The 17,833-nt window shown below is 76.5% G+C and carries 18 protein-coding genes; 6 read left to right on the forward strand and 12 right to left on the reverse strand.

Annotated features, from left to right (window positions below; translation table 11 throughout):
- Positions 1 to 2: 2 nt before the first annotated feature.
- The 4 genes from ACFYWL_RS23690 to ACFYWL_RS23705 all read left to right on the forward strand — a co-directional run bounded on the left by ACFYWL_RS23690 (position 3) and on the right by ACFYWL_RS23705 (position 4,412).
- Positions 3 to 1,358 carry an 8-oxoguanine deaminase gene (locus ACFYWL_RS23690; protein ID WP_386976345.1) on the forward strand — a complete coding sequence of 452 codons (1,356 nt, stop codon included), beginning with the start codon at positions 3 to 5 and terminating at the stop codon, positions 1,356 to 1,358.
- On the forward strand, positions 1,355 to 2,671 hold the full coding sequence (gene allB, locus ACFYWL_RS23695) for an allantoinase AllB (RefSeq protein WP_386976348.1): 1,317 nt from the start codon (positions 1,355 to 1,357) through the stop codon (positions 2,669 to 2,671). The genes ACFYWL_RS23690 and allB overlap by 4 nt, the downstream gene beginning before the upstream one ends.
- Entirely contained in the window at positions 2,668 to 3,738 is a 1,071-nt protein-coding gene (gene alc, locus ACFYWL_RS23700; RefSeq protein ID WP_386976351.1) for an allantoicase, read from the forward strand. Before allB ends, alc begins: the two co-directional genes overlap by 4 nt.
- Positions 3,739 to 3,863: 125 nt before the next feature.
- Positions 3,864 to 4,412: a hypothetical protein gene (locus ACFYWL_RS23705; protein WP_386976354.1), complete on the forward strand. Its 549-nt coding sequence runs from the start codon at positions 3,864 to 3,866 to the stop codon at positions 4,410 to 4,412.
- A 130-nt stretch (positions 4,413 to 4,542) separates the two neighbouring features.
- Here ACFYWL_RS23705 and ACFYWL_RS23710 read toward each other — a convergent pair whose 3' ends face one another.
- From ACFYWL_RS23710 to ACFYWL_RS23720, 3 genes are read right to left on the reverse strand one after another with little or no spacing between them, the layout of a single operon-like run.
- Positions 4,543 to 5,742 (reverse strand): ABC transporter permease, encoded by a 1,200-nt coding sequence (locus ACFYWL_RS23710; protein WP_386976357.1) that lies wholly within the window; start codon positions 5,740 to 5,742, stop codon positions 4,543 to 4,545.
- The gene (locus tag ACFYWL_RS23715; protein WP_386976361.1) at positions 5,739 to 6,419 is read right to left on the reverse strand and encodes an ABC transporter ATP-binding protein; all 681 of its coding nucleotides are present in this window, start codon (positions 6,417 to 6,419) and stop codon (positions 5,739 to 5,741) included. The genes ACFYWL_RS23710 and ACFYWL_RS23715 overlap by 4 nt, the downstream gene beginning before the upstream one ends.
- Positions 6,416 to 7,618 carry an efflux RND transporter periplasmic adaptor subunit gene (locus ACFYWL_RS23720; protein ID WP_386976363.1) on the reverse strand — a complete coding sequence of 401 codons (1,203 nt, stop codon included), beginning with the start codon at positions 7,616 to 7,618 and terminating at the stop codon, positions 6,416 to 6,418. Before ACFYWL_RS23720 ends, ACFYWL_RS23715 begins: the two co-directional genes overlap by 4 nt.
- Before the next feature lie 176 nt (positions 7,619 to 7,794).
- On the opposite strand from ACFYWL_RS23720, the gene ACFYWL_RS23725 reads away from it, so the two are divergent.
- Together ACFYWL_RS23725 and ACFYWL_RS23730 are read left to right on the forward strand one after the other, a co-directional pair.
- Positions 7,795 to 8,484 carry a response regulator transcription factor gene (locus tag ACFYWL_RS23725; protein WP_386976366.1) on the forward strand — a complete coding sequence of 230 codons (690 nt, stop codon included), beginning with the start codon at positions 7,795 to 7,797 and terminating at the stop codon, positions 8,482 to 8,484.
- Positions 8,481 to 10,295, forward strand: a complete 1,815-nt coding sequence (locus tag ACFYWL_RS23730; RefSeq protein WP_386976368.1) for a sensor histidine kinase — start codon at positions 8,481 to 8,483, stop codon at positions 10,293 to 10,295. The genes ACFYWL_RS23725 and ACFYWL_RS23730 overlap by 4 nt, the downstream gene beginning before the upstream one ends.
- 64 nt (positions 10,296 to 10,359) lie before the next feature.
- On the opposite strand, the gene ACFYWL_RS23735 is transcribed toward ACFYWL_RS23730, so the two are convergent.
- The 9 genes from ACFYWL_RS23735 to pcaH all read right to left on the reverse strand — a co-directional run bounded on the left by ACFYWL_RS23735 (position 10,360) and on the right by pcaH (position 17,554).
- Complete coding sequence (locus tag ACFYWL_RS23735) at positions 10,360 to 11,109, reverse strand: SAM-dependent methyltransferase (RefSeq protein WP_386976371.1); 750 nt, start codon at positions 11,107 to 11,109, stop codon at positions 10,360 to 10,362.
- A 75-nt stretch (positions 11,110 to 11,184) separates the two neighbouring features.
- Positions 11,185 to 11,790, reverse strand: coding sequence for a YdeI family protein (locus ACFYWL_RS23740; protein WP_386976374.1), 606 nt, complete (start codon positions 11,788 to 11,790; stop codon positions 11,185 to 11,187).
- A 141-nt stretch (positions 11,791 to 11,931) separates the two neighbouring features.
- Positions 11,932 to 13,041 carry a Gfo/Idh/MocA family protein gene (locus tag ACFYWL_RS23745; RefSeq protein WP_386976376.1) on the reverse strand — a complete coding sequence of 370 codons (1,110 nt, stop codon included), beginning with the start codon at positions 13,039 to 13,041 and terminating at the stop codon, positions 11,932 to 11,934.
- Complete coding sequence (locus ACFYWL_RS23750; protein ID WP_386976379.1) at positions 13,011 to 13,721, reverse strand: ThuA domain-containing protein; 711 nt, start codon at positions 13,719 to 13,721, stop codon at positions 13,011 to 13,013. Before ACFYWL_RS23750 ends, ACFYWL_RS23745 begins: the two co-directional genes overlap by 31 nt.
- A gap of 41 nt (positions 13,722 to 13,762) precedes the next feature.
- The gene (pcaC, locus tag ACFYWL_RS23755) at positions 13,763 to 14,149 is read right to left on the reverse strand and encodes a 4-carboxymuconolactone decarboxylase (protein ID WP_386976382.1); all 387 of its coding nucleotides are present in this window, start codon (positions 14,147 to 14,149) and stop codon (positions 13,763 to 13,765) included.
- A complete protein-coding gene (gene pcaD / locus ACFYWL_RS23760) occupies positions 14,146 to 14,922 on the reverse strand; it encodes a 3-oxoadipate enol-lactonase (protein ID WP_386976385.1) in 777 nt (258 codons plus the stop codon). Before pcaD ends, pcaC begins: the two co-directional genes overlap by 4 nt.
- The gene (pcaB, locus tag ACFYWL_RS23765; protein ID WP_386976388.1) at positions 14,919 to 16,259 is read right to left on the reverse strand and encodes a 3-carboxy-cis,cis-muconate cycloisomerase; all 1,341 of its coding nucleotides are present in this window, start codon (positions 16,257 to 16,259) and stop codon (positions 14,919 to 14,921) included. Before pcaB ends, pcaD begins: the two co-directional genes overlap by 4 nt.
- Complete coding sequence (pcaG, locus tag ACFYWL_RS23770) at positions 16,234 to 16,806, reverse strand: protocatechuate 3,4-dioxygenase subunit alpha (protein ID WP_386976391.1); 573 nt, start codon at positions 16,804 to 16,806, stop codon at positions 16,234 to 16,236. Before pcaG ends, pcaB begins: the two co-directional genes overlap by 26 nt.
- Positions 16,799 to 17,554: a protocatechuate 3,4-dioxygenase subunit beta gene (gene pcaH, locus ACFYWL_RS23775; protein WP_386976394.1), complete on the reverse strand. Its 756-nt coding sequence runs from the start codon at positions 17,552 to 17,554 to the stop codon at positions 16,799 to 16,801. Before pcaH ends, pcaG begins: the two co-directional genes overlap by 8 nt.
- Positions 17,555 to 17,833: the final 279 nt, after the last annotated feature.

Consider the following 17,833-nt stretch of genomic DNA (forward strand, 5'->3'; position numbering starts at 1 on the left):
CCGTGATCGTCATCGACAACTGCGCCGTCGCCACGGTCGACGCCGCCGGCACCGAGCACCGCGCCGGCCACGTGGTGGTCGGCGACGACGGGCGGATCGCCGCCGTCGGTGCCGGGCCGGCCGGCCCGGTGGACCCGTCGGCCCGCCGGGTCGACGGCGCCGGCTGCCTGGCCACCCCGGGCCTGGTCAACACCCACCACCACCTCTACCAGTGGGTGACGCGGGGGCTGGCCCAGCAGTCGGACCTGTTCGGCTGGCTCACCACCCTCTACCCCGTCTGGGCGCACCTGGACGCCGAGATCGTCCACGCGGCGGCGTCCGCCGGGCTGGGCTGGCTCGCCCTGTCCGGCTGCACCACCAGCACCGACCACCACTACGTGTTCCCACCGGGCCGCGACGACCCGCTGGCCGCCGAGATCGAGGCCGCCCGGCTGGTCGGGCTGCGCTTCCAGCCGTGCCGGGGCTCGATGGACCTCGGCCGGTCGGCGGGCGGCCTGCCGCCCGACTCGCTGGTGGAGGACACCGAGTCGGCGCTGCTGGCCACCGAGGCGGCCATCGACCGCCACCACGACCCGTCCCCCGGCTCGATGGTGCGGATCTCCGTGGCCCCGTGCTCGCCGTTCTCGGTCACCGGCACCCTGATGCGGGAGTCCGCCGCGCTGGCCCGGCGGCGGGGGGTCCGGCTGCACACCCACCTCGCGGAGACCGTCGAGGAGGAGGAATACTGCCGCGCCACGCACGGCTGCACCCCCGTCGAGTACGCCGAACAGCTCGGCTGGCTCGGCGACGACGTGTGGCTGGCCCACGGCGTACACCTGGACGACCCGGCCGTGGCGAAGCTGGCCGCCACCGGCACGGCGGTGGCCCACTGCCCCAGCTCGAACGCCCGCCTCGGCGCCGGCACCGCCCGCGTGCCGGACCTGCTCGCCGCCGGGGTGCCGGTGGGCCTCGGCGTCGACGGCGCGGCCTCCCAGGAGGCCGGCCAGCTCGGCGCGGAGCTGCGGCAGGCGTTGTACGCGGCCCGGCTGCGCGGCGGCCCGGCGGCGCTGACCGCCCGGCAGGCCCTCGCCCTGGGCACCATGGGCGGGGCGCGGTGCCTCGGCCGCGCCGACGAGATCGGCTCGCTGGAGGTGGGCAAGCTCGCCGACATCGCGCTCTGGCGCGTCGACGGGCTGGGCCACGCCGGCATCGACGACCCGGTGGCGGCGCTGGTGCTCGGCCCACCGGCGCCGCTGGCGCTGCTGCTGGTCGGCGGCCGGACCGTCGTCGAGCACGCGGAGCTGCGCACCGCCGACGCCGACGCCCTGGCCGTGGCGGCCACCCGGGCGCACCGCCGGCTGCTGGAGCGGGCCCGATGAGCTACGACCTGGTGGTGCGGTCCCGCCGGGCGGTGCTGCCGCACGGGCAGCGGCCGGCGGCGGTCGCCGTGGCCGCCGGCCGGATCGCCGCGCTCGCCGACTACGACGCGCCGCTCGACGCCGCCGTCGACGAGGACCTGGGCGACGTCGCCCTGCTGCCCGGCCTGGTGGACACGCACGTACACGTCAACGAGCCCGGCCGCACCGAGTGGGAGGGGTTCGCCAGCGCCACCCGGGCCGCCGCGGCCGGCGGCGTCACCACCCTGGTCGACATGCCGCTCAACAGCGTCCCGCCGACGGTCACCGTGGCCGCCCTGGAGACCAAGCGCGCCGCCGCGCGGGGCCGCTGCCACGTCGACGTCGGGTTCTGGGGCGGCGTCGTGCCCGGCAACGTCGGCGACCTCGTGGCGCTGCGCCGGGCCGGGGTGTTCGGCTTCAAGGCGTTCCTCGTCGACTCCGGCGTGCCGGAGTTCCCGCCGGTCGACGCCGGCCTGCTGGAGCGGGCCCTGACCACGGTCGACGCGCTCTTCGTCGTGCACGCCGAGGACCCGGGGTCGGTACGCGGGTCGCCCCCGTCGCCGCGCTACGCCGACTTCGTGGCGTCCCGGCCGCCGGAGGCCGAGCGGTCCGCCGTCGCCACGGTGGTGGCCGCCGCCCGCCGCACCGGCGCGCGCGTGCACGTGCTGCACCTGTCGTCGGTCGCGGCCCTGCCCGAGCTGGTCGCCGCGCGGGCCGACGGCGTGCGGCTGACCGTGGAGACGTGCCCGCACTACCTCGCGTTGACCGCCGAGCAGGTGCCCGACGGCGCGACGGAGTTCAAGTGCTGCCCGCCGATCCGGGATCGGGACAACCAGGACCGGCTCTGGGCGGCGCTGGCCGACGGCGCGGTGGACTGTGTGGTCAGCGACCACTCGCCCTGCCTGCCGGAGCTGAAGCGGGCCGACACCGGTGACTTCGCCGCCGCCTGGGGCGGCATCGCGTCGGTGCAGCTCAGCCTGCCCGTGGTGTGGACCCAGGCCCGCCGGCGGGGGCACGGCCTGGCCGACGTGGCGCGGTGGATGGCCACCGGCCCGGCCGACCTGGTCGGGCTGCCCGGCAAGGGGCGGATCGCGGTGGGCGTCGACGCCGACCTGGTGGCCTTCGACGCCGACGCCGCCTTCCGCGTCGAGCCGGGGCTGCTGCACCACCGGCACCCCGTGACGCCGTACGCCGGCCAGCGGCTGACCGGGGTGGTGCGGGCCACCTGGCTGCGCGGCGAACCGGTCACCGGCGACGCCCCGCGCGGCCGGCTGCTGCGGGCGGGTGCGGCATGAGCGGCCCTCCAGAGACCGACCCGGCCGCCCTCGCCGGCCTCGCCGCCCTGCCCGATCTGGCGTCGCGCGCCTACGGCGGCGGCGTGGTCGCCGCCAACGACGAGTTCTTCGCCGCCGCGGACAACCTGGTCGACCCGCTGCCGCCGACGTTCTCGCCCCGCACCTTCGCCGCGAAGGGCCAGGTCTACGACGGCTGGGAGACCCGCCGCCGCCGCGAGCCCGGCGCCGACCACGCCATCGTCCGGCTCGGCCTGCCGGGCGTCGTGCGGCTGCTGGTCGTCGACACCAGCTTCTTCACCGGCAACTATCCGCCGTTCGCCGCCGTCGACGGGTGCGCCGTGGACGGCTACCCCGGGCCGGACGAGCTCGCCGGGGCGCGCTGGGTGCCGCTGCTCGACCGCTCGCCGCTGGCCGGCGACAGCCGCAACGTCTTCCCGGTCGACGTGCCCCACCACGTCACCCACGTGCGGCTCACCATCTTCCCCGACGGCGGCGTCGCCCGGCTGCGGGTGCACGGGGACGTGGTGCCCGACCCCCGGCTGCTGCCCGACGTCCTCGACCTGGCCGCGACGGAACACGGCGGCCTGGTGCAGGCGTGCAGCGACCGGTTCTACGGCGCCCCGCAGAACCTGCTCGCCCCCGGCCCGGCCCGGGTGATGGGCGAGGGCTGGGAGACCGCCCGCCGCCGCGACGACGGCAACGACTGGGTGCTGGTCCGGCTGGGCGTGCCGGGGATCGCGCGCTTCGTGGACCTGGACACCAGCCACTTCAAGGGCAACGCCCCGGGCCGGGCCACGCTGCGCGCCGCCGACGAGCGCCTGGGCGACCTCGCCGACCCGGCGGCGTGGTTTCCCCTGCTGCCGGAGACCCGGCTGCGGCCGGACACCCGGCACCGCTTCCCGGTCGACGCTCCCCGGGCCGCCACCCACGTCCGGCTGGACATCTTCCCCGACGGCGGGATGGCCCGGCTGCGGGTGATCGGCCGCATCGACGCCGCCGGCCGGGACGCCCTGGCCGCCCGCTGGCAGCGCACCCGGCCGCCGACGCCCGGTACCGACTGCGGCTGAGGCGGGGCCGCGCCCTCCCCGGCCGCGCGCGGCTGCGGCGGGCACACAGCTTCCTGACAGTTGGCGGTGATCCTGGGCACCGGCGCGACCGCGTCGCGCCGGAGGTCCGACAGGAAGGCGTCACGATGAGGAAGTTCCCGACGGCCGCGCTCGTCCTGGCCGTCATGATCGGTGGCACGGGGTGCTCGGCCACCGGAACCGACCAGGCCGACAGCGCCGAGCCACCGGAGGTGGCCACGCTGCGCAGCGACGCGCCCTCCGCCGCCGCGTCGACGCCGGGGGCCGAGCGTCCCCGCGAGCGCCTCGACGACACCGAGGAGGACGCGAAGGCGCGCGCGAGGCCGTACGAGAAGTGCATGGCCGACCACGGCGTCGACGTCCACCGGGAACGGGTCGGCGGCATCACGTCGGGCCGGATCGGGAAGGCGAACGGGGCCTGCGAGAACCTGCTGCCGCTGCCGCCGTGGGAGCTCGACCCGGCCAACCCGGAGGCGAGGGACTTCGCGCGGGACGTCGTGGCGTGCCTCAGGGAGAAGGGCGTGCGCTACGTCGAGGTGAACCCCGACGGCCCGGGCTGGTCGTTCGGCGGCGAGCAGAACGACGCGGAGTCGATCTCGAAGGGCATGCGGTTCTCGCCGGAGTGCGAGCGTGAGGTCGCCGCGAAGCGCAAGTGACCCACGAACCGGAGGCGCCACCCGCGGCCGGGTGGCGCCTCCGTCGTGCTGCGGTGCGGCGGTCAGCTCCTTCCCCCGCCTGCTTCTCCCCCGCGACGGGTCAGGTCGCGCTTCTCCCCCTGTGGACGGGTCAGGTCGCGGCGAGCGCCTCGGTCGGCGTGAGCCGGGCGGCCCTGATCGACGGGTAGACCCCGGCGACGACGCCGACCACGACGGCGCCGCCGAGCCCCGCGAGGGTCGCCGGCAGCGGGACCACGACCGGCCAGCCCTGGCCGATCGCGTACGCGGCGGTGGCGGCCAGGCCGACCAGGGTCCCCGCGACACCGCCGAGCGCGGCCAGCGCGGCCGACTCGGTGAGGAACTGGGCGCGGATCTGGCCCCGGTGCGCGCCCAGCGCCCGACGCAGGCCGATCTCGGTGCGGCGTTCCCACACGGCGATCACCATCGTGTTCGCCACCCCGATGCCGCCGACGAGCAGCGCGACCGCGGCGAGGCCGAGGAACAGGGCGGAGAAGGCGCCCTCGGTGGCCCGCTTCGCGGCGAGGGCGTCCGACGGGCGGGTCACCACGACCTGCCCGGGTTGCACCGGCGAGACGGTGGCGGGCAGGACCGCGCGGACGGCCTCGATCGCCGACTCCCGGCACTGGAGGTAGATGACGGTGGGGTGGCCGTCGAAGCGGAGCTGGCTGCGGGCCGCCTCCCAGCCGACCAGGACCGAGCGGTCGATGTCCGGGGAGAGCGGCGTGGCGGCGAGGATGCCGACGACGGTGAACCACCGGTCGCCGATGATCACCATCGGGGCCGGACCGCCGGTGGCGGGCAGGTCCGCGAACCCGAGCCGGGTGGCGGCGACCGAGCCGAGCACCACGGTCGGGAACCGCTCGGTGACGGGGTCGAGCCAGCGCCCGGAACGCACCGTGGCGTTGATGGCCTGCGGCAGGTCGAGGCGGGCGGCGAGCACGGTCAGGCCGGAGCCGTCGCGGGCGTCGGTGCGGTCGTTGCGGCGCACCAGCGCGTGGGTGTTGGCGACCGCGCTCGCGACCGTGACCGGGCCGATGCGCTGCACCATCGCCACGGCCTCCTCGGGCAGTTGCGGCGGCGAGTCCGCGCCGGGTTGCGCCATGACCTGGAGGCTGTTGGTGCCCAGGGCGGACAGGTCACGCAGCAGCGCCGCCCGGCTGGCGGCGGGGACGCCGGTGACCAGGACCGTGGTGGCGATGCCGATCGCAATGCCCAAGGCGGAGAACGCGGCCCGCATCCTGCGGGTACGGAGGCCGAGCAGCCCGATGTCGAGCAGGTCGAGCGGGGAGAGACGGACCGGGCGGATCATCGGACGGCCGCCGTGTCCCGCACGAGCCGGCCGTCGCGGATCTCGACGCGGCGGGGCAGGCTGGCGGCGATCTCGTTGTCGTGGGTGATGACGGCGATGGTGGTGCCCTCCTCGTTGAGTCTGCGCAGCAGGCGCAGGACGGCGTGCCCGGTGCCGGTGTCGAGGGCGCCGGTGGGCTCGTCGGCCAGCACCAGGGCGGGGCCGTTGACGATGGCCCGGGCGATGGCGACCCGCTGGCGTTCGCCACCGGAGAGTTGGGCCGGGCGGTGGCCGACCCGGTGGGCGAGGCCGACCCGGTCGAGGGCGTCGAGCGCGAGCGCCCGGCGGCGTCTGCGCGCGACACCGGCGTACAGCAGGCCGGTGGCCACGTTGTCGGCGGCGGTGAGGCCGTCGGCGAGGTGGAACTGCTGGAAGACGAAGCCGAGCCAGCGGCCCCGCAGGGCGGAGAGCTGGCGGTCGGAGAGCGCGGCGACGTCGTGCCCCGCGAGCCGGATCGTGCCGGAGGTGGGCCGGTCGAGGGTGCCCATGAGGTGGAGCAGGGTCGACTTGCCGGAGCCGGACGGCCCGACGATGGCGAGCAGCTCGCCTTCGGCGATGTCGAGGCAGACCCCGCGCAGCGCGTCGACCCCGCCGGGGTAGCGCCTGCTGACGTTGCGCGCGGACAGGACGGTGCTCACGAGGCGGTCACCACCCGCGTCCCCGCGACGAGCCCGTCCCCGGCGATCTCGACGAGGCCCTTGGCGAACATACCGGTCTCGACCGCGACCAGGGCGCCGCCGTCGACCTGGACGGCGTAGCCGCCCTCGGCGAGCGCCAGTAGCGCGCCGACCGGCGCGACGAGGACGTCCTCGTGGGTCTCGGCGACGAAGTCGACCTGCACGTCGGCAAAGCTGATCTTGGCGACGGCGGCGGACTTGTCCAGGGTGACGGTCACGGTGACCTTGGCCGGGCCGCCGCCCGTCGGGTCGTCGCCCGCCGCGGCCTGCACGGCCTGGCCGACGGCGGCGACCCTGCCGCCGACCGCGCTCTCGTCAGGCAGCCGCACGTCTACCGCGTCGCCCGGCTCGACCGAGGCGGCGTCGCCGACGTCCATCTGCACGGTGACCACCTTCGCGGTCTGGGTGACCGACATCAGCGGGGAGGCCGCGCTGTCCCCGGGCTGGGCGGCGACCGAGTCGACCCGGACCGCGCCGACGAGCACCGCCACGTCCCCGGGCTCGACCGCGCCGGTCGCCGGGACCCCCAGGTCGCCCTGCCAGCGCTTGACGGCGGCGCGCAGCGCGGCGGTCAGGACGCCCTCGCCCCGGCCCACCGTCACCGCCGGGCGGGACGCGGCCGGCGACGGGACCAGCCGGGTGCCCGACCTCGGCTGGTCGCCGACGTCGTAGCCGAGGGCGTCGAGGTTGTCGGCGACGATCCGCACGTCCCGGCCGACCGTGCCGAGGTCACGCAGCGGGCGGTACAGCGGCATCCCGCCGTAGAGCAGCGGCACCGGCCGGTCGTCGACGCGGTAGAGCTGCTGGCCGCGCTTGACCGACGCCCCCGGGGCGGGCAGCCACGTCACGGTGCCCTCCGTGCCGCCCTTGACCACCCGGGCGGCCCCGTAGCCGAGGGTGCCCGGCAGCGACTGCGACATCGACATGTCCTGCTGCACCAGCGCGACGCTGCGCACCCCGGCGGCTCCGTCGGCGGCCGGCGGGGGGCCGGTGTCCCGGCCGGACCAGACGACACCGGCCGCGGCGGCCAGCCCCGCGAGGACGACGGCGGGGACCACCAGCCTCGGCAGCCGTCGGCGGCGCGCCGCCGGTTCCGCACCGACGACGGGGATGACCTGGGTCTCGGTGTCCGACGGCGGCACCGTTCGGGTCAGTGGCATGGCGCGATCGTGGCCCGGGAATATCAGGATCCTGTGAGGCCCCGGCGTGACCTTTTCCGCACCGCCGCCGCGCCGCGCGGCGCACCGCCCCCGGGCTGCGCGGGCGCCGGGCGACCCACGTCGACGCCGAGGTCGGGCCCCGTTCGGGGCCCCGCGCCTGACCTATAGTCCCCACCATGTGCGCACAGGTGATGCTCGCGGAGGACGACCGGCGGCAGGCCGAGGCGCTGCGCCGCTACCTCGCCGCGGAGGGGCACCGGACGACGGTCGTGTACGACGGCGAGGCCGCGCTGCGGCAGGCCCGGCAGCAGGCGTTCGACCTGCTCGTGCTCGACGTGATGCTGCCCGGGCTGGACGGCATGCAGGTCTGCCGGACACTCCGGCAGGAGTCGGACGTGCTGATGCTGATGCTGACCGCCCGGTCGAGCGAGGACGACCTGCTGCGCGGCCTGGACCTGGGCGCCGACGACTACATGACCAAGCCGTTCAGCCCCCGGGAGCTGGTGGCCCGGATCCGGACGCTGCTGCGCCGCGTCCGGACGACGCCGCAGGACTCCCCCGTGCACCGGGTCGGGCGGCTCACCGTCGACGAGCCCCGGCACACCGTGACCGCCGGTGGCGTCCCGGTCGACTGCACCGCCGGCGAGTTCGCGATCCTGGCCGCGATGATCCGCCAGCCGGGGCGGGTGTTCACCCGCGGCCAGCTCCTCGAACACACCCGGGGCGTCGACCGGGAGTCGACCGAGCGCACCATCGACGTACACGTGATGAACCTGCGCCGCAAGATCGAGCTGAACCCCCGCCGGCCCCAGCAGCTGCTGACCGTCTACGGCGTCGGCTACAAGCTCGGCCCCGGGGCGCGGTGAGACGGCAGCGGGTGCCGCCGCACCGCAGCCTGGTGGTGCGGCTGCTGGCCACCTCGCTGCTGGTGGCGGTCTGCGCGATCCTGGCGACGACCTGGCTGGCCGTGCAGTCCACCACCCGGGCGATCCGGCAGGAGCAGGGCCGCTCGCTCGCCGACGACAAGAGCATCTACGACACGATGCTGGGCTACGCCGCCACCCACCGGGACTGGTCGCAGGTGGCCCCCGTGCTCGCCGAGCGGGCCGGCAGGCTCGAACGCCGGATCACCCTGATGACCCCCGACCGGCAGGTCATCGCCGACTCCGCGCCGCAGGGCCCGTCGCTGCACGCGGCGCGGCCGTCGGCGACCGTCGACCCGTTGCAGGTGGACCTGGGCCTGACCGGCGGGACCGAGCGGATCGACCCGCGCGTGCTCGGGCCGTACGCGCTGACCGGGCGGGAGAGCGCCTTCACCCGGAGTTTGGCCTCCCGGTGGCTCAGCTGTGTCCGCGACGAGTCCACGCTGGACGGCAAGGTCGTCGTCGGCCCGGGCGGGCGGGCGTCGGTGCAGGTGACCGGGGTGGACGTGCGCGACGTCGTCGACTTCTGCCTGCCGACCGAGCTGGCCGAGCCGATGCCGAGCGAGGCCAAGGGGATCGCGCAGCTCGAGACCGCGACGAAGAGCTGCCTGCGTCAGGCGGGGCTGCCCTACCGGGTCGCGATCAGGGCGGACCGCACCGCGGCCCCGAGCGGCGACGCCCGCGCCGACCGGGAGGTCGACGCCTGCCTGCAGAAGGCACGGCTCGCCCAGCTCAGGCCGTACGTGGCCCCGCCGGCCCTGCTCTTCGTGACCGACGGGGCTCAGGGCAGCGTCGGGCCGGTGTTCAACCTCTCCCGGGCGAACGTGATCCGCATCGCCCAGGTGACGGGAGCAGTGCTGGCCGCCACCGTGCTGATCACCGTCCTGGTCGGGCGGCGGCTGGTCCGGCCGCTGCGGGCCCTGACCGACGCCACCCGGCAGCCGATGGACGAGCCGGCCCGGGTGCCGGTGACCACCCGCGACGAGATCGGCCTGCTGGCCACCGCCCTCAACGACCTCGCCGCCCGGCGGGAACAGACCGAGGAGCTGCGCAAGACCATGGTCAGCGACGTGGCGCACGAGCTGCGTACGCCGCTGAGCAACATCCGCAGTTGGCTGGAGGCCGCCCAGGACGGCCTCGCCCAGCCCGACGCGCAGCTGCTGAGCCTGCTGCTCGACGAGGCGCTGCTGTTGCAGCACATCATCGACGACCTGCGGGACCTGGCCGCCGCCGACGCCGGCGACCTGCGCATCCACCGCGAGCCGCACTTCGTGGCGGACCTGCTGGAGCAGGTCGTCGAGGCGCACCGGGGCGCCGCCGAGGCCGCCGGGGTGCGGCTGGGCACCGAGCTGCTCGCCGACCCGGAGCTGGCGGTCGACGGCCCCCGGCTGCGGCAGCTCGTCGGCAATGTGGTCGCCAACGCGGTCCGGCACACCCCCGCGGGCGGCTCGGTCACCGTGCGCTGCGCGGTGCGCGACGGCCAGCTCGACATCGCCGTGTCCGACACCGGCACCGGCATCGCGCCCGCCGACCAGGCCAGGGTCTTCGACCGGTTCTGGCGGGCCGACGACTCGCGGGCCCGCAGCACCGGGGGCAGCGGGCTCGGCCTGTCGATCGCCCGCAAGCTCGCCGAGGCCCACGACGGCACGATCGGCGTCGAGAGCGTCCTCGGCCGGGGCAGCACGTTCACCATCCGGCTGCCGATCGCCGAGCCGGCCGCCGCCGGTCACCGCCGTCCGGCCGCCCGGCGGTAGCGGGGCGGGGCGGCGGGGCCGCGCCCGTCGGGCCGCCGTGCCGGCCGCAGGGCGGGCGCGGTGCTCACCGCCCGTCGCGGCGCAGCACCAGCGTCACGAAACCCAGCACGTGGCGGTATCCGCGCAACCACTGGTCGCGGTGCTCCCGGGCAGCGGTGAGCGCCTCGGCCGCGTCCGGGTGGCCGGGGTTGTCCAGCGCCCACTCCGTGAGCGAGCCGATCCACGACCACTCGTAGTCGTCCCACTCGGCGGCGTCGCTGACGTGGGCGTAGGTCGGCGTCCAGCCGGCCCGCTCGGCGACGTCGACCAGGCCGGCGAGGTCGGTGAACTCCTCGGGCTTCGCGCCGAGCGCCGCCAGCGCCTGCGGGGTCGGCGGGACCTGCCAGAACCCCTCGCCGACCAGGAGGACGCCGTCGGCGTTCACGTGCCGGCCGGCCAGCTCCAGCGTCCCGCCGAAGCCGCCGAACGCGTGGGTCGAGCCGACGCACAGCACCAGGTCGTAGTCGCCGTCGGGCACGTACGTCCGTGCGTCGCGCCGGTGCAGGGTGAGCCGGTCCGCGAGGCCGCGCGCGGCGGCGGCGTCGGCGGCGCGTTCGAGGGCGTACGCGCTGACGTCCACGCCGTCCGCGTGCCCGTCCGGATAGTGGGCGAGGGCCTGCAACGCCCAGGCTGCCTCGCCGCAGCCGAGGTCGAGGACCCGAGCCGTCGGTTGCCGGTCCGCCCGGCGCAGGAGTCGGTTGACGTTGACCCCGAAGATCGGGGCCGCGATCGGGTGGCGCGAGTGCGCGATGCTGCTGAGTCGTTGACGATCCACCGCCCGAGTCAACATGACTCCGGTCGCCCACCGCACCCCGGTTGCCGGGCGCGGTCGACGCCGCGAGCGGACCGGTCACGGCGGCTCCGGCGGCCTGGCCTTCTGCGGATGGATCGTCTCGTGGCGGGCCAGCATGGCGACGAACTCGCCGATCTTGCGCTCGCGGGTCTCGGCGCGTTTGACGGCGTTGAGGCGGTGGGCGAGAGCGAACCGGTTGGTCCTGGTGAGCACGTCGAACATGGCCTGGGCGGCGGGGTCGGCGGCGATGGCGGCGAGCAGGTCGGCCGGCGCCTCGGCCTCCGACGACGGGGCGTAGGCCGCCGCCCACCGCCCGTCGGCCTTCGCGGCCTCCACCGCCGCGCGGCCCGGAGGCAGCATCCGCCCGAGCGACTCCAGCCGGGCCACGTGGGCGACGTTGCGCTGCGACCAGGCGCTGCGGGGCCGGCGCGGGGTGAACCGGATCCAGGAGCTCTCCTGGTCCCGCTTGCGGGCCTGCCCGTCGATCCAGCCGAAGCACAGGGCCTCGTCGACCGCCTGCTGCCAGGTCAGCGTCGTGACGGTGCCGCCCTTGCGGGTCAGGGCGAGCCAGACGCCGGGCGACGTGGCGTGGTGGGCCGACAGCCACGCGCGCAACGCGTCCGCGTCCGCGACGATCAACTCATCCAGCTCGACGCCCGCCATGACGCCAGGCTAGCCGCCGCGGCGGTGGCCCCCGCAACGCGGTTCCGCCCGCCCCGCTCACCCGCCCCGCCCGGCCGCGCCGCCCGGCCGCCGGCGCGGAATCCCGGTGGAGCCGGCCCGGGCCCACCGCCCGTCCCCGGGTCAGGCCCGGTACGCCCGCCACTGCTCGGCCGGGGTGAGCGGGACGAGCGGGGGCCGCCGCGCCACCGTCGTCAGCTCGACCCGCCGCCCCTCGGCGGCCGAGCGCAGCAGGGCGGTCATCGTGTCGAGCACGTGCAGCGCGATGTCGCCGCCGGCCCGGGGCGCACGCCGGCCGTCGGCGGTGACGGCGTCGATCAGGCCGACGCCCCGGGCACCGTCGACGTAGCCGGCCCCCGGTGGCAGGACGCGCCACCCGGTGTCGCCGATCCCGAACAGGCGGACCTCGCCGTCGAAGCAGTTCGGGTCGGGCACGGCGAGCGTGCCGGTCTCCCCGTGCACCTCGATCGGCGCGGCCGTCGTCGCGACGCCGTCGAAGCTCGTGGTGAGGGTGGACAGGGCGCCGTCGGCGTGTTCGAGCACGCCGGTGACGTGGGTGTCCACCCGCACCGGGACCCGCTGGCCCAGGCGCGGGCCCGAGCCGATGACACGCTCGGCGCGCAGCCGGCTGGCCGCTCCGTGCACCGCCCGGACCGGCCCGAGCAGGTGGACCAGCGCCGAGATGTAGTACGGCCCCATGTCCAGCAGCGGGCCGCCGCCCGGGGCGTAGTAGAAGTCGGGGTGGGGGTGCCAGCGCTCGTGCCCCGGGGTGACCATGACGGCCGACGCCGACAGCGGGCGGCCGATGAGCCCGCCGTCGATCGCGGCGCGCGCCGTCTGCGTGCCCGTGCCCAGGACGGTGTCCGGCGCGCACCCGACGCGGACGCCGGCCGCCGCGGCCCGCTCGACGGTCGAGCGGCCGTCCGCGAACGTCGCGGCGAGCGGCTTCTCGACGTACACGTGCTTGCCCGCGTCGATCGCGCCGAGGGAGATCTCGGCGTGCGCCGCGGGAATCGTCAGGTTGAGCACCGTCTGCACGTCCGGGCGGGCGAGCAGGCGCTCGACGCTCACCGCCTCGACGCCGGGGAGCCGGGCGGCGACCGCGGCGGACCGGGAGGCGTCGAGGTCGGCCACCGCCACGACGCTCACCGCCGGGTGGTCCGCGAGCGTGTCCAGGTAGGCGCGGGAGATCACCCCGAGCCCTACGACGCCGACGCGGTGCGGGTCGCCCACACCATGCCCCTCTCGATGACGGTACGGATGCTCGGGTGCTCCAGCACGTCGAGGCTGTGCCCCGGGGTCGTCACGACGACGCGCCCGGCGCCCCACCGCCGGGTCCAGATCGCCGGCGAGGTGACCGGCCGGTGCCACGGCTGCCAGGGCTGCGCCGGGTGGGTGGTGGTGGCCAGCACGTCGATCAGGTCGTCGTGCAGCACCCAGTACTGCTCGGTGACCAGCTCGACGTCGCCGATCCCCGCGGTGATCGGATGCTCCCGCCCCAGGTCGGTGACGCGGATCGTGTGCGGCAGGAAGTTGTCCTCCGCCCCGCCGCGACGCTCGCACGGCTCCTTGCCGGGGTGGGTGGCGAACTGGCCGCCGACGAGGTGCAGATAGTCGGAGGACATCCGGAACGAGTCCACGATGCCGCCGTGCCAGCCGGTGAACCCCGTACCGGCGGCGACCGCCGCGCTGAGGCCCGCGACCTGCTCCGGGGTGATCTGCGACATCGTCACGCACTGCACGACGAGGTCGGTGGCGGCCAGCTCGGCGGCGTCGGCGTAGACGTCCGTCGACTCCTCGATCCGCACCGCGTAGCCGCTGCGTTCGAGGAACGGCAGGAACAGCTCCGTCGCCCGGACCGGCTCGTGCCCCTCCCATCCGCCCCGCACCACCAGTGCTCTGCGCTGCGCCACCCTCGCTCCCTTCCTGGCCCGTGCGCCGAAGCCCACCGGGCTCACGCTTCGCCGGGCTCCTGCCGCAGGACCTCCCGGGCCACCCTGAACGCCCGGTTCGCCGCCGGTACGCCAGCGTAGACGCCGACCTGAAGCAGGACCTCCGCCACCTCCTGCGGGCTCAACCCGTTGCGCAGCGCGGCGCGGACGTGCATCGCCAGTTCCTCGTCGTGGTGCAGGGCGGCGAGCACGGCGAGGGTCACGCAGCTACGGGTGCGCCGGTCGAGGCCGGGCCGGCTCCACACCTCTCCCCACGCATAGCGGGTGATGAAGTCCTGGAAGTCGGCGGTGAAGGCGTCCGTGCCGGCGATCGCGCGGTCGACGTGCGCGTCGCCCAGCACCTCCCGGCGCACCGTCATGCCCGCGTCGTGCCGCTCGCGGTCGTTCATCCGTCACCGTCCTCGTCGAAGTGGTCCCGCAGGAGCCGGCACACCCGCTCGGGTTGCTCCACGTTGGCCAGGTGCGCCGCCGCGCCGACCACGGCCAGCCGCGCCCCGGGGATCCGTGCGACGATCTCGCGGGCGTGCGCGACCGGGGTGGCCGGGTCGTCCGCGCCCGCGACGACCAGCGTCGGCGCGCCGATCCGGCCGAGGTCGTCGCGCAGGTCCATCGCGGCGATCGCCTCGCAGCAGGCGGCGTAGCCGGCCGGGGGCGTCGCGGTCAGCATGGCGCGGTAGCCGGCGACCACGTCCGGCCGGGTCGCGGCGAAGGCCGGGGTGAACCAGCGGACCACCACCGCGTCGGCGATCGCGGGGAGGCCGCCGGCCCGCACCGTCGCCGCCCGTGTCTGCCACTGCTCGGGCGGGCCGAGCGACGCCGAGGTGCACAGCAGCGCCAGCCGCCGCACCCGGTCGGGCGCGTGCGCGGCGAGCCACATGCCGACCATGCCGCCGAGGGACAGCCCCGCGTAGTGGACCCACGGCACGTCGAGGTCGTCCAGCGTCCGCAGCAGCTCCCGGCCGAGCAGGTCCATCGTGTACGGCCCGGCCGGCACCGCCGAGCGGCCGTGGCCCAGGTGGTCGTACCGGATGACGCGGAACCGTTGCGCGAGCGCCGGGACCTGGGGTCGCCACATCGCGGCGGCGGTGCCGAGGGAGCTGCCGAGCAGCAGCACCGGCGCGTCGGCCGGGCCATCGACGGCGAGGTGCAGGCGGGAGGTCACCCGCCCGCCCGCCGGGCGGCGGCCAGGGCGCGGTCGACGAACCGGCCGGCCGAGCCGAGCCAGCGGCGCGGGTCGAGCGCGTCGTCGACGTCGGCTTCGGACAGGTGGGCGCGGATCTCGGGGTCGGCGAGCAGCGCGGCCCGGAAGGCGGGCGCGGCGGCGGCGCGGGTGACCAGGTCGTGCGCGGTGCCCCGGCCGACGGCCGGCGCCAGCCGCGCGGCGACGGCCTCGGCGAGCACGAGGCCGCCGGTCGCGTCGAGGTTCTCCCGCATCCGCTCGGGGTGGACCCGCAGCCCGGTCAGCATCCGGGCGCACCGGGCGGTGGCGCCACCGGCGCAGCGCAGCAGGTCGAGCAGGGGCTCCCACTCGGCGTGCCAGGCGCCCGCGGCCCGCTCGTGCTCGTGCACGGCGGCGGCGAACAGGGCGGCGACGAGGCCCGGACCGCGGCGCGTCGCGGCGGTGACGAGGATCGAGTCCACCGGGTTGCGCTTGTGCGGCATGGCCGAGGAGCCGCCCCGCCCGACGCCGCCCTCGGCGACCTCGCCGATCTCGGTCTGGGCGAGCAGCCCGACGTCGAGCGCGGCCTTGCCGGTGGCCGCGAGCAGCCCGCCGAGGGCGGCGGCGAGGTCGAGCCGGGGTTGCCGGCGGGTGTGCCAGGGCAGCGCGGTGGCGGGCAGGCCCAGGCGGGCCGCGAACCGCTCGGCGACCTGCGGGCCGGCCGGGCCGAGCGCGGCCAGGGTGCCGACCGCGCCGCCGAGTTGCGCGGGCTGCGCGGCGGTTGCCTGCCGCAGCCGGTTGCGGGCGTCGGCCAGGCCGGTCAGCCAGCCTGCGGCCTTCAGCCCGAACGTGGTGGGCGCGGCCTGCTGCCCGAGGGTCCGGGCGACCATGACGGTGTCCCGGTGGGCGGCGGCGAGCCGGGCGGCGGCGTCGACGGCGGCGTCGAGGTGCCGCAGCAGCGGGCCGTGCGCCCGCACGGCCACCAGGGTCAGCGCCGTGTCCAGGATGTCCTGGCTGGTCGCCCCGACGTGCACCCAGGGCCGGGCGGGCTCCGGCACGGCGGCGGTCAGCTCGCGCACGAGCGGGACGACGGGGTTGCCGGCGGCGTCGGCCGCCCGGCCGAGCGCCACCGGGTCGTACCGCTCGGCGTGGCACTGCGCGGCGATCGCCTCGGCCGCCGGTGCGGGCACGACGCCGGCGTCCGACGCGGCGCGGGCGAGCGCGGCCTCCGCGTCGAGCATCGCCCGCAGCAGGGCCGGGTCGCCGAGCTCCGCGTCGACGTCCGGGGCGCCGGAGAGGCCGCCGAGCAGCCCGTCAGACGGCGAAGAAGACGGTCTCACGGTCGCCCTGCAGGCGGATGTCGAAGCGGAACCCGTCCGGCGCGGTAGCCGCCAGCAGCGTGTCACGGCGGTCGGCGGCGACGCCGCTCAGCACCGGGTCGACGGCGTTGGCCGCCGGCTCGTCGGGGAAGTAGAGCCGGGTGACCAGGCGGTGCAGCAGCCCCCGCCCGAAGACGGACAGGGTCAGGTGGGGGGCCTCGACGTCGCCGTCGGGGTCGGGCAGCGCCCCCGGCCTGACGGTCAGCAGCCGGTAGCGCCCCTGCCCGTCGGTCTCGCTACGCCCGAAGCCGCGGAAGCCCGCGAGCGCGGGCCGCCGGGCCCCGCGCGGGTCGTCGGGGTGGTCGAACCGGCCGTCCGGGTCGGCCTGCCAGCTCTCCACCAGGGCGTCGGTCACCGGTGCGCCCGCGCCGTCGGTGATCCGGCCGCGCACCCAGAACGCGCCCGGGGTGCCCTCGGGCACGACGTACGGGCCGTCGGGCCAGCGCAGGCCGATGTGCAGGTACGGCCCGACGGTCTGCGCGGGGGTGACGCCGAGCCGCTCACCCATCGTCGTCGGCCCCGTCCTCGAAAAGGGTGCCCTCCCGGCCCCGCAGCACGATGTCGAACTCGTACGCCAGCGCCCACTCCGGCATCGTGGCGGCGTGGTCGTAGCGGGCGATCATCCGCTGCCGGGCGTCCGGGTCGCGGACCGACTGGAAGATCGGGTCCTGGGCGAAGAGCGGGTCGTCGGGGAAGTACATCTGCGTCACCAGCCGCTGGGTGAACGCCCGGCCGAAGAGGGAGAAGTGGATGTGCGCCGGCCGCCAGGCGTTGTCGTGGTTGCGCCAGGGGTAGGCGCCGGGCCGCACGGTGACGAAGCGGTAGCGGCCGTGCTCGTCGGTGAGCGCCCGGCCCACGCCGTCGAAGCAGGGGTCGAGCGGCGCCGGCCAGGTGTCGCTGGCGTGGCGGTAGCGTCCGGCGGCGTTGGCCTGCCAGATCTCCACCAGCGTGGCGGGCACCGGGCGGCCGTCGCCGTCGCGGACCCGGCCGTGCACGACGATCCGCTGCCCCTGCGGCTCCCCGTCGTGCTGGCGGGTCAGGTCGTGGTCGAGGTCGCCGAGCCGCCCCGCCCCCAGCAGTGGCCCGGTGATCTCGGTCAGCCGCTGCGGCAGGTGGGCCAGCGGCTGCCGCGGGGCCCGCGCCACTGTCGACCGGTAGCCGGGGCTGAGCAGCGGCGGGTGGGCGTCGACGTCGTCGCGCCGGTACCGCGGCAGCGCCAGGCCGCCGCCGGGCTGGTGGCCGGTGTCCTGGGTCATGGTCCTCCCGTCGGGCTGCCGGCGGTCGCGGCGACGCGCCCCGCCGTGGGCCTCCCGCCGGCCACGAGAACCCGGGCGCCGCCGCACGTTCGCGATGCGGACCGCCGTACAGATGTCGAACGTAGGCGCGGGCGACGGCATCCGTCAACGGCGGGTCAGCCGTCCACAGGGGATGTCCGGGGCGCGCGGGCCGCGCGTTGACGCGGGCCGGGAGCGCGTGCCACCGTTCCACAAGAGAACACCCGTTCGCTGGGCGAACACTCCGGAGAGGACGCCGCT

The organism is Micromonospora sp. NPDC002575 (genome assembly GCF_042889525.1).
GTDB lineage: Bacteria > Actinomycetota > Actinomycetes > Mycobacteriales > Micromonosporaceae > Micromonospora > Micromonospora carbonacea.

Excerpts from the sequence above, each read along its gene's own strand:
- allB (WP_386976348.1), top strand. The coding sequence starts at position 1,355 with ATGAGCTACGACCTGGTGGTGCGGTCCCGCCGGGCGGTGCTGCCGCAC.
- alc (WP_386976351.1), top strand. The coding sequence starts at position 2,668 with ATGAGCGGCCCTCCAGAGACCGACCCGGCCGCCCTCGCCGGCCTCGCC.
- ACFYWL_RS23705 (WP_386976354.1), top strand. The coding sequence starts at position 3,864 with ATGAGGAAGTTCCCGACGGCCGCGCTCGTCCTGGCCGTCATGATCGGT.
- ACFYWL_RS23710 (WP_386976357.1), bottom strand. The coding sequence starts at position 5,742 with ATGATCCGCCCGGTCCGTCTCTCCCCGCTCGACCTGCTCGACATCGGG.
- ACFYWL_RS23720 (WP_386976363.1), bottom strand. The coding sequence starts at position 7,618 with ATGCCACTGACCCGAACGGTGCCGCCGTCGGACACCGAGACCCAGGTC.
- ACFYWL_RS23725 (WP_386976366.1), top strand. The coding sequence starts at position 7,795 with ATGTGCGCACAGGTGATGCTCGCGGAGGACGACCGGCGGCAGGCCGAG.
- ACFYWL_RS23740 (WP_386976374.1), bottom strand. The coding sequence starts at position 11,790 with ATGGCGGGCGTCGAGCTGGATGAGTTGATCGTCGCGGACGCGGACGCG.
- pcaC (WP_386976382.1), bottom strand. The coding sequence starts at position 14,149 with ATGAACGACCGCGAGCGGCACGACGCGGGCATGACGGTGCGCCGGGAG.
- pcaG (WP_386976391.1), bottom strand. The coding sequence starts at position 16,806 with ATGGGTGAGCGGCTCGGCGTCACCCCCGCGCAGACCGTCGGGCCGTAC.
- pcaH (WP_386976394.1), bottom strand. The coding sequence starts at position 17,554 with ATGACCCAGGACACCGGCCACCAGCCCGGCGGCGGCCTGGCGCTGCCG.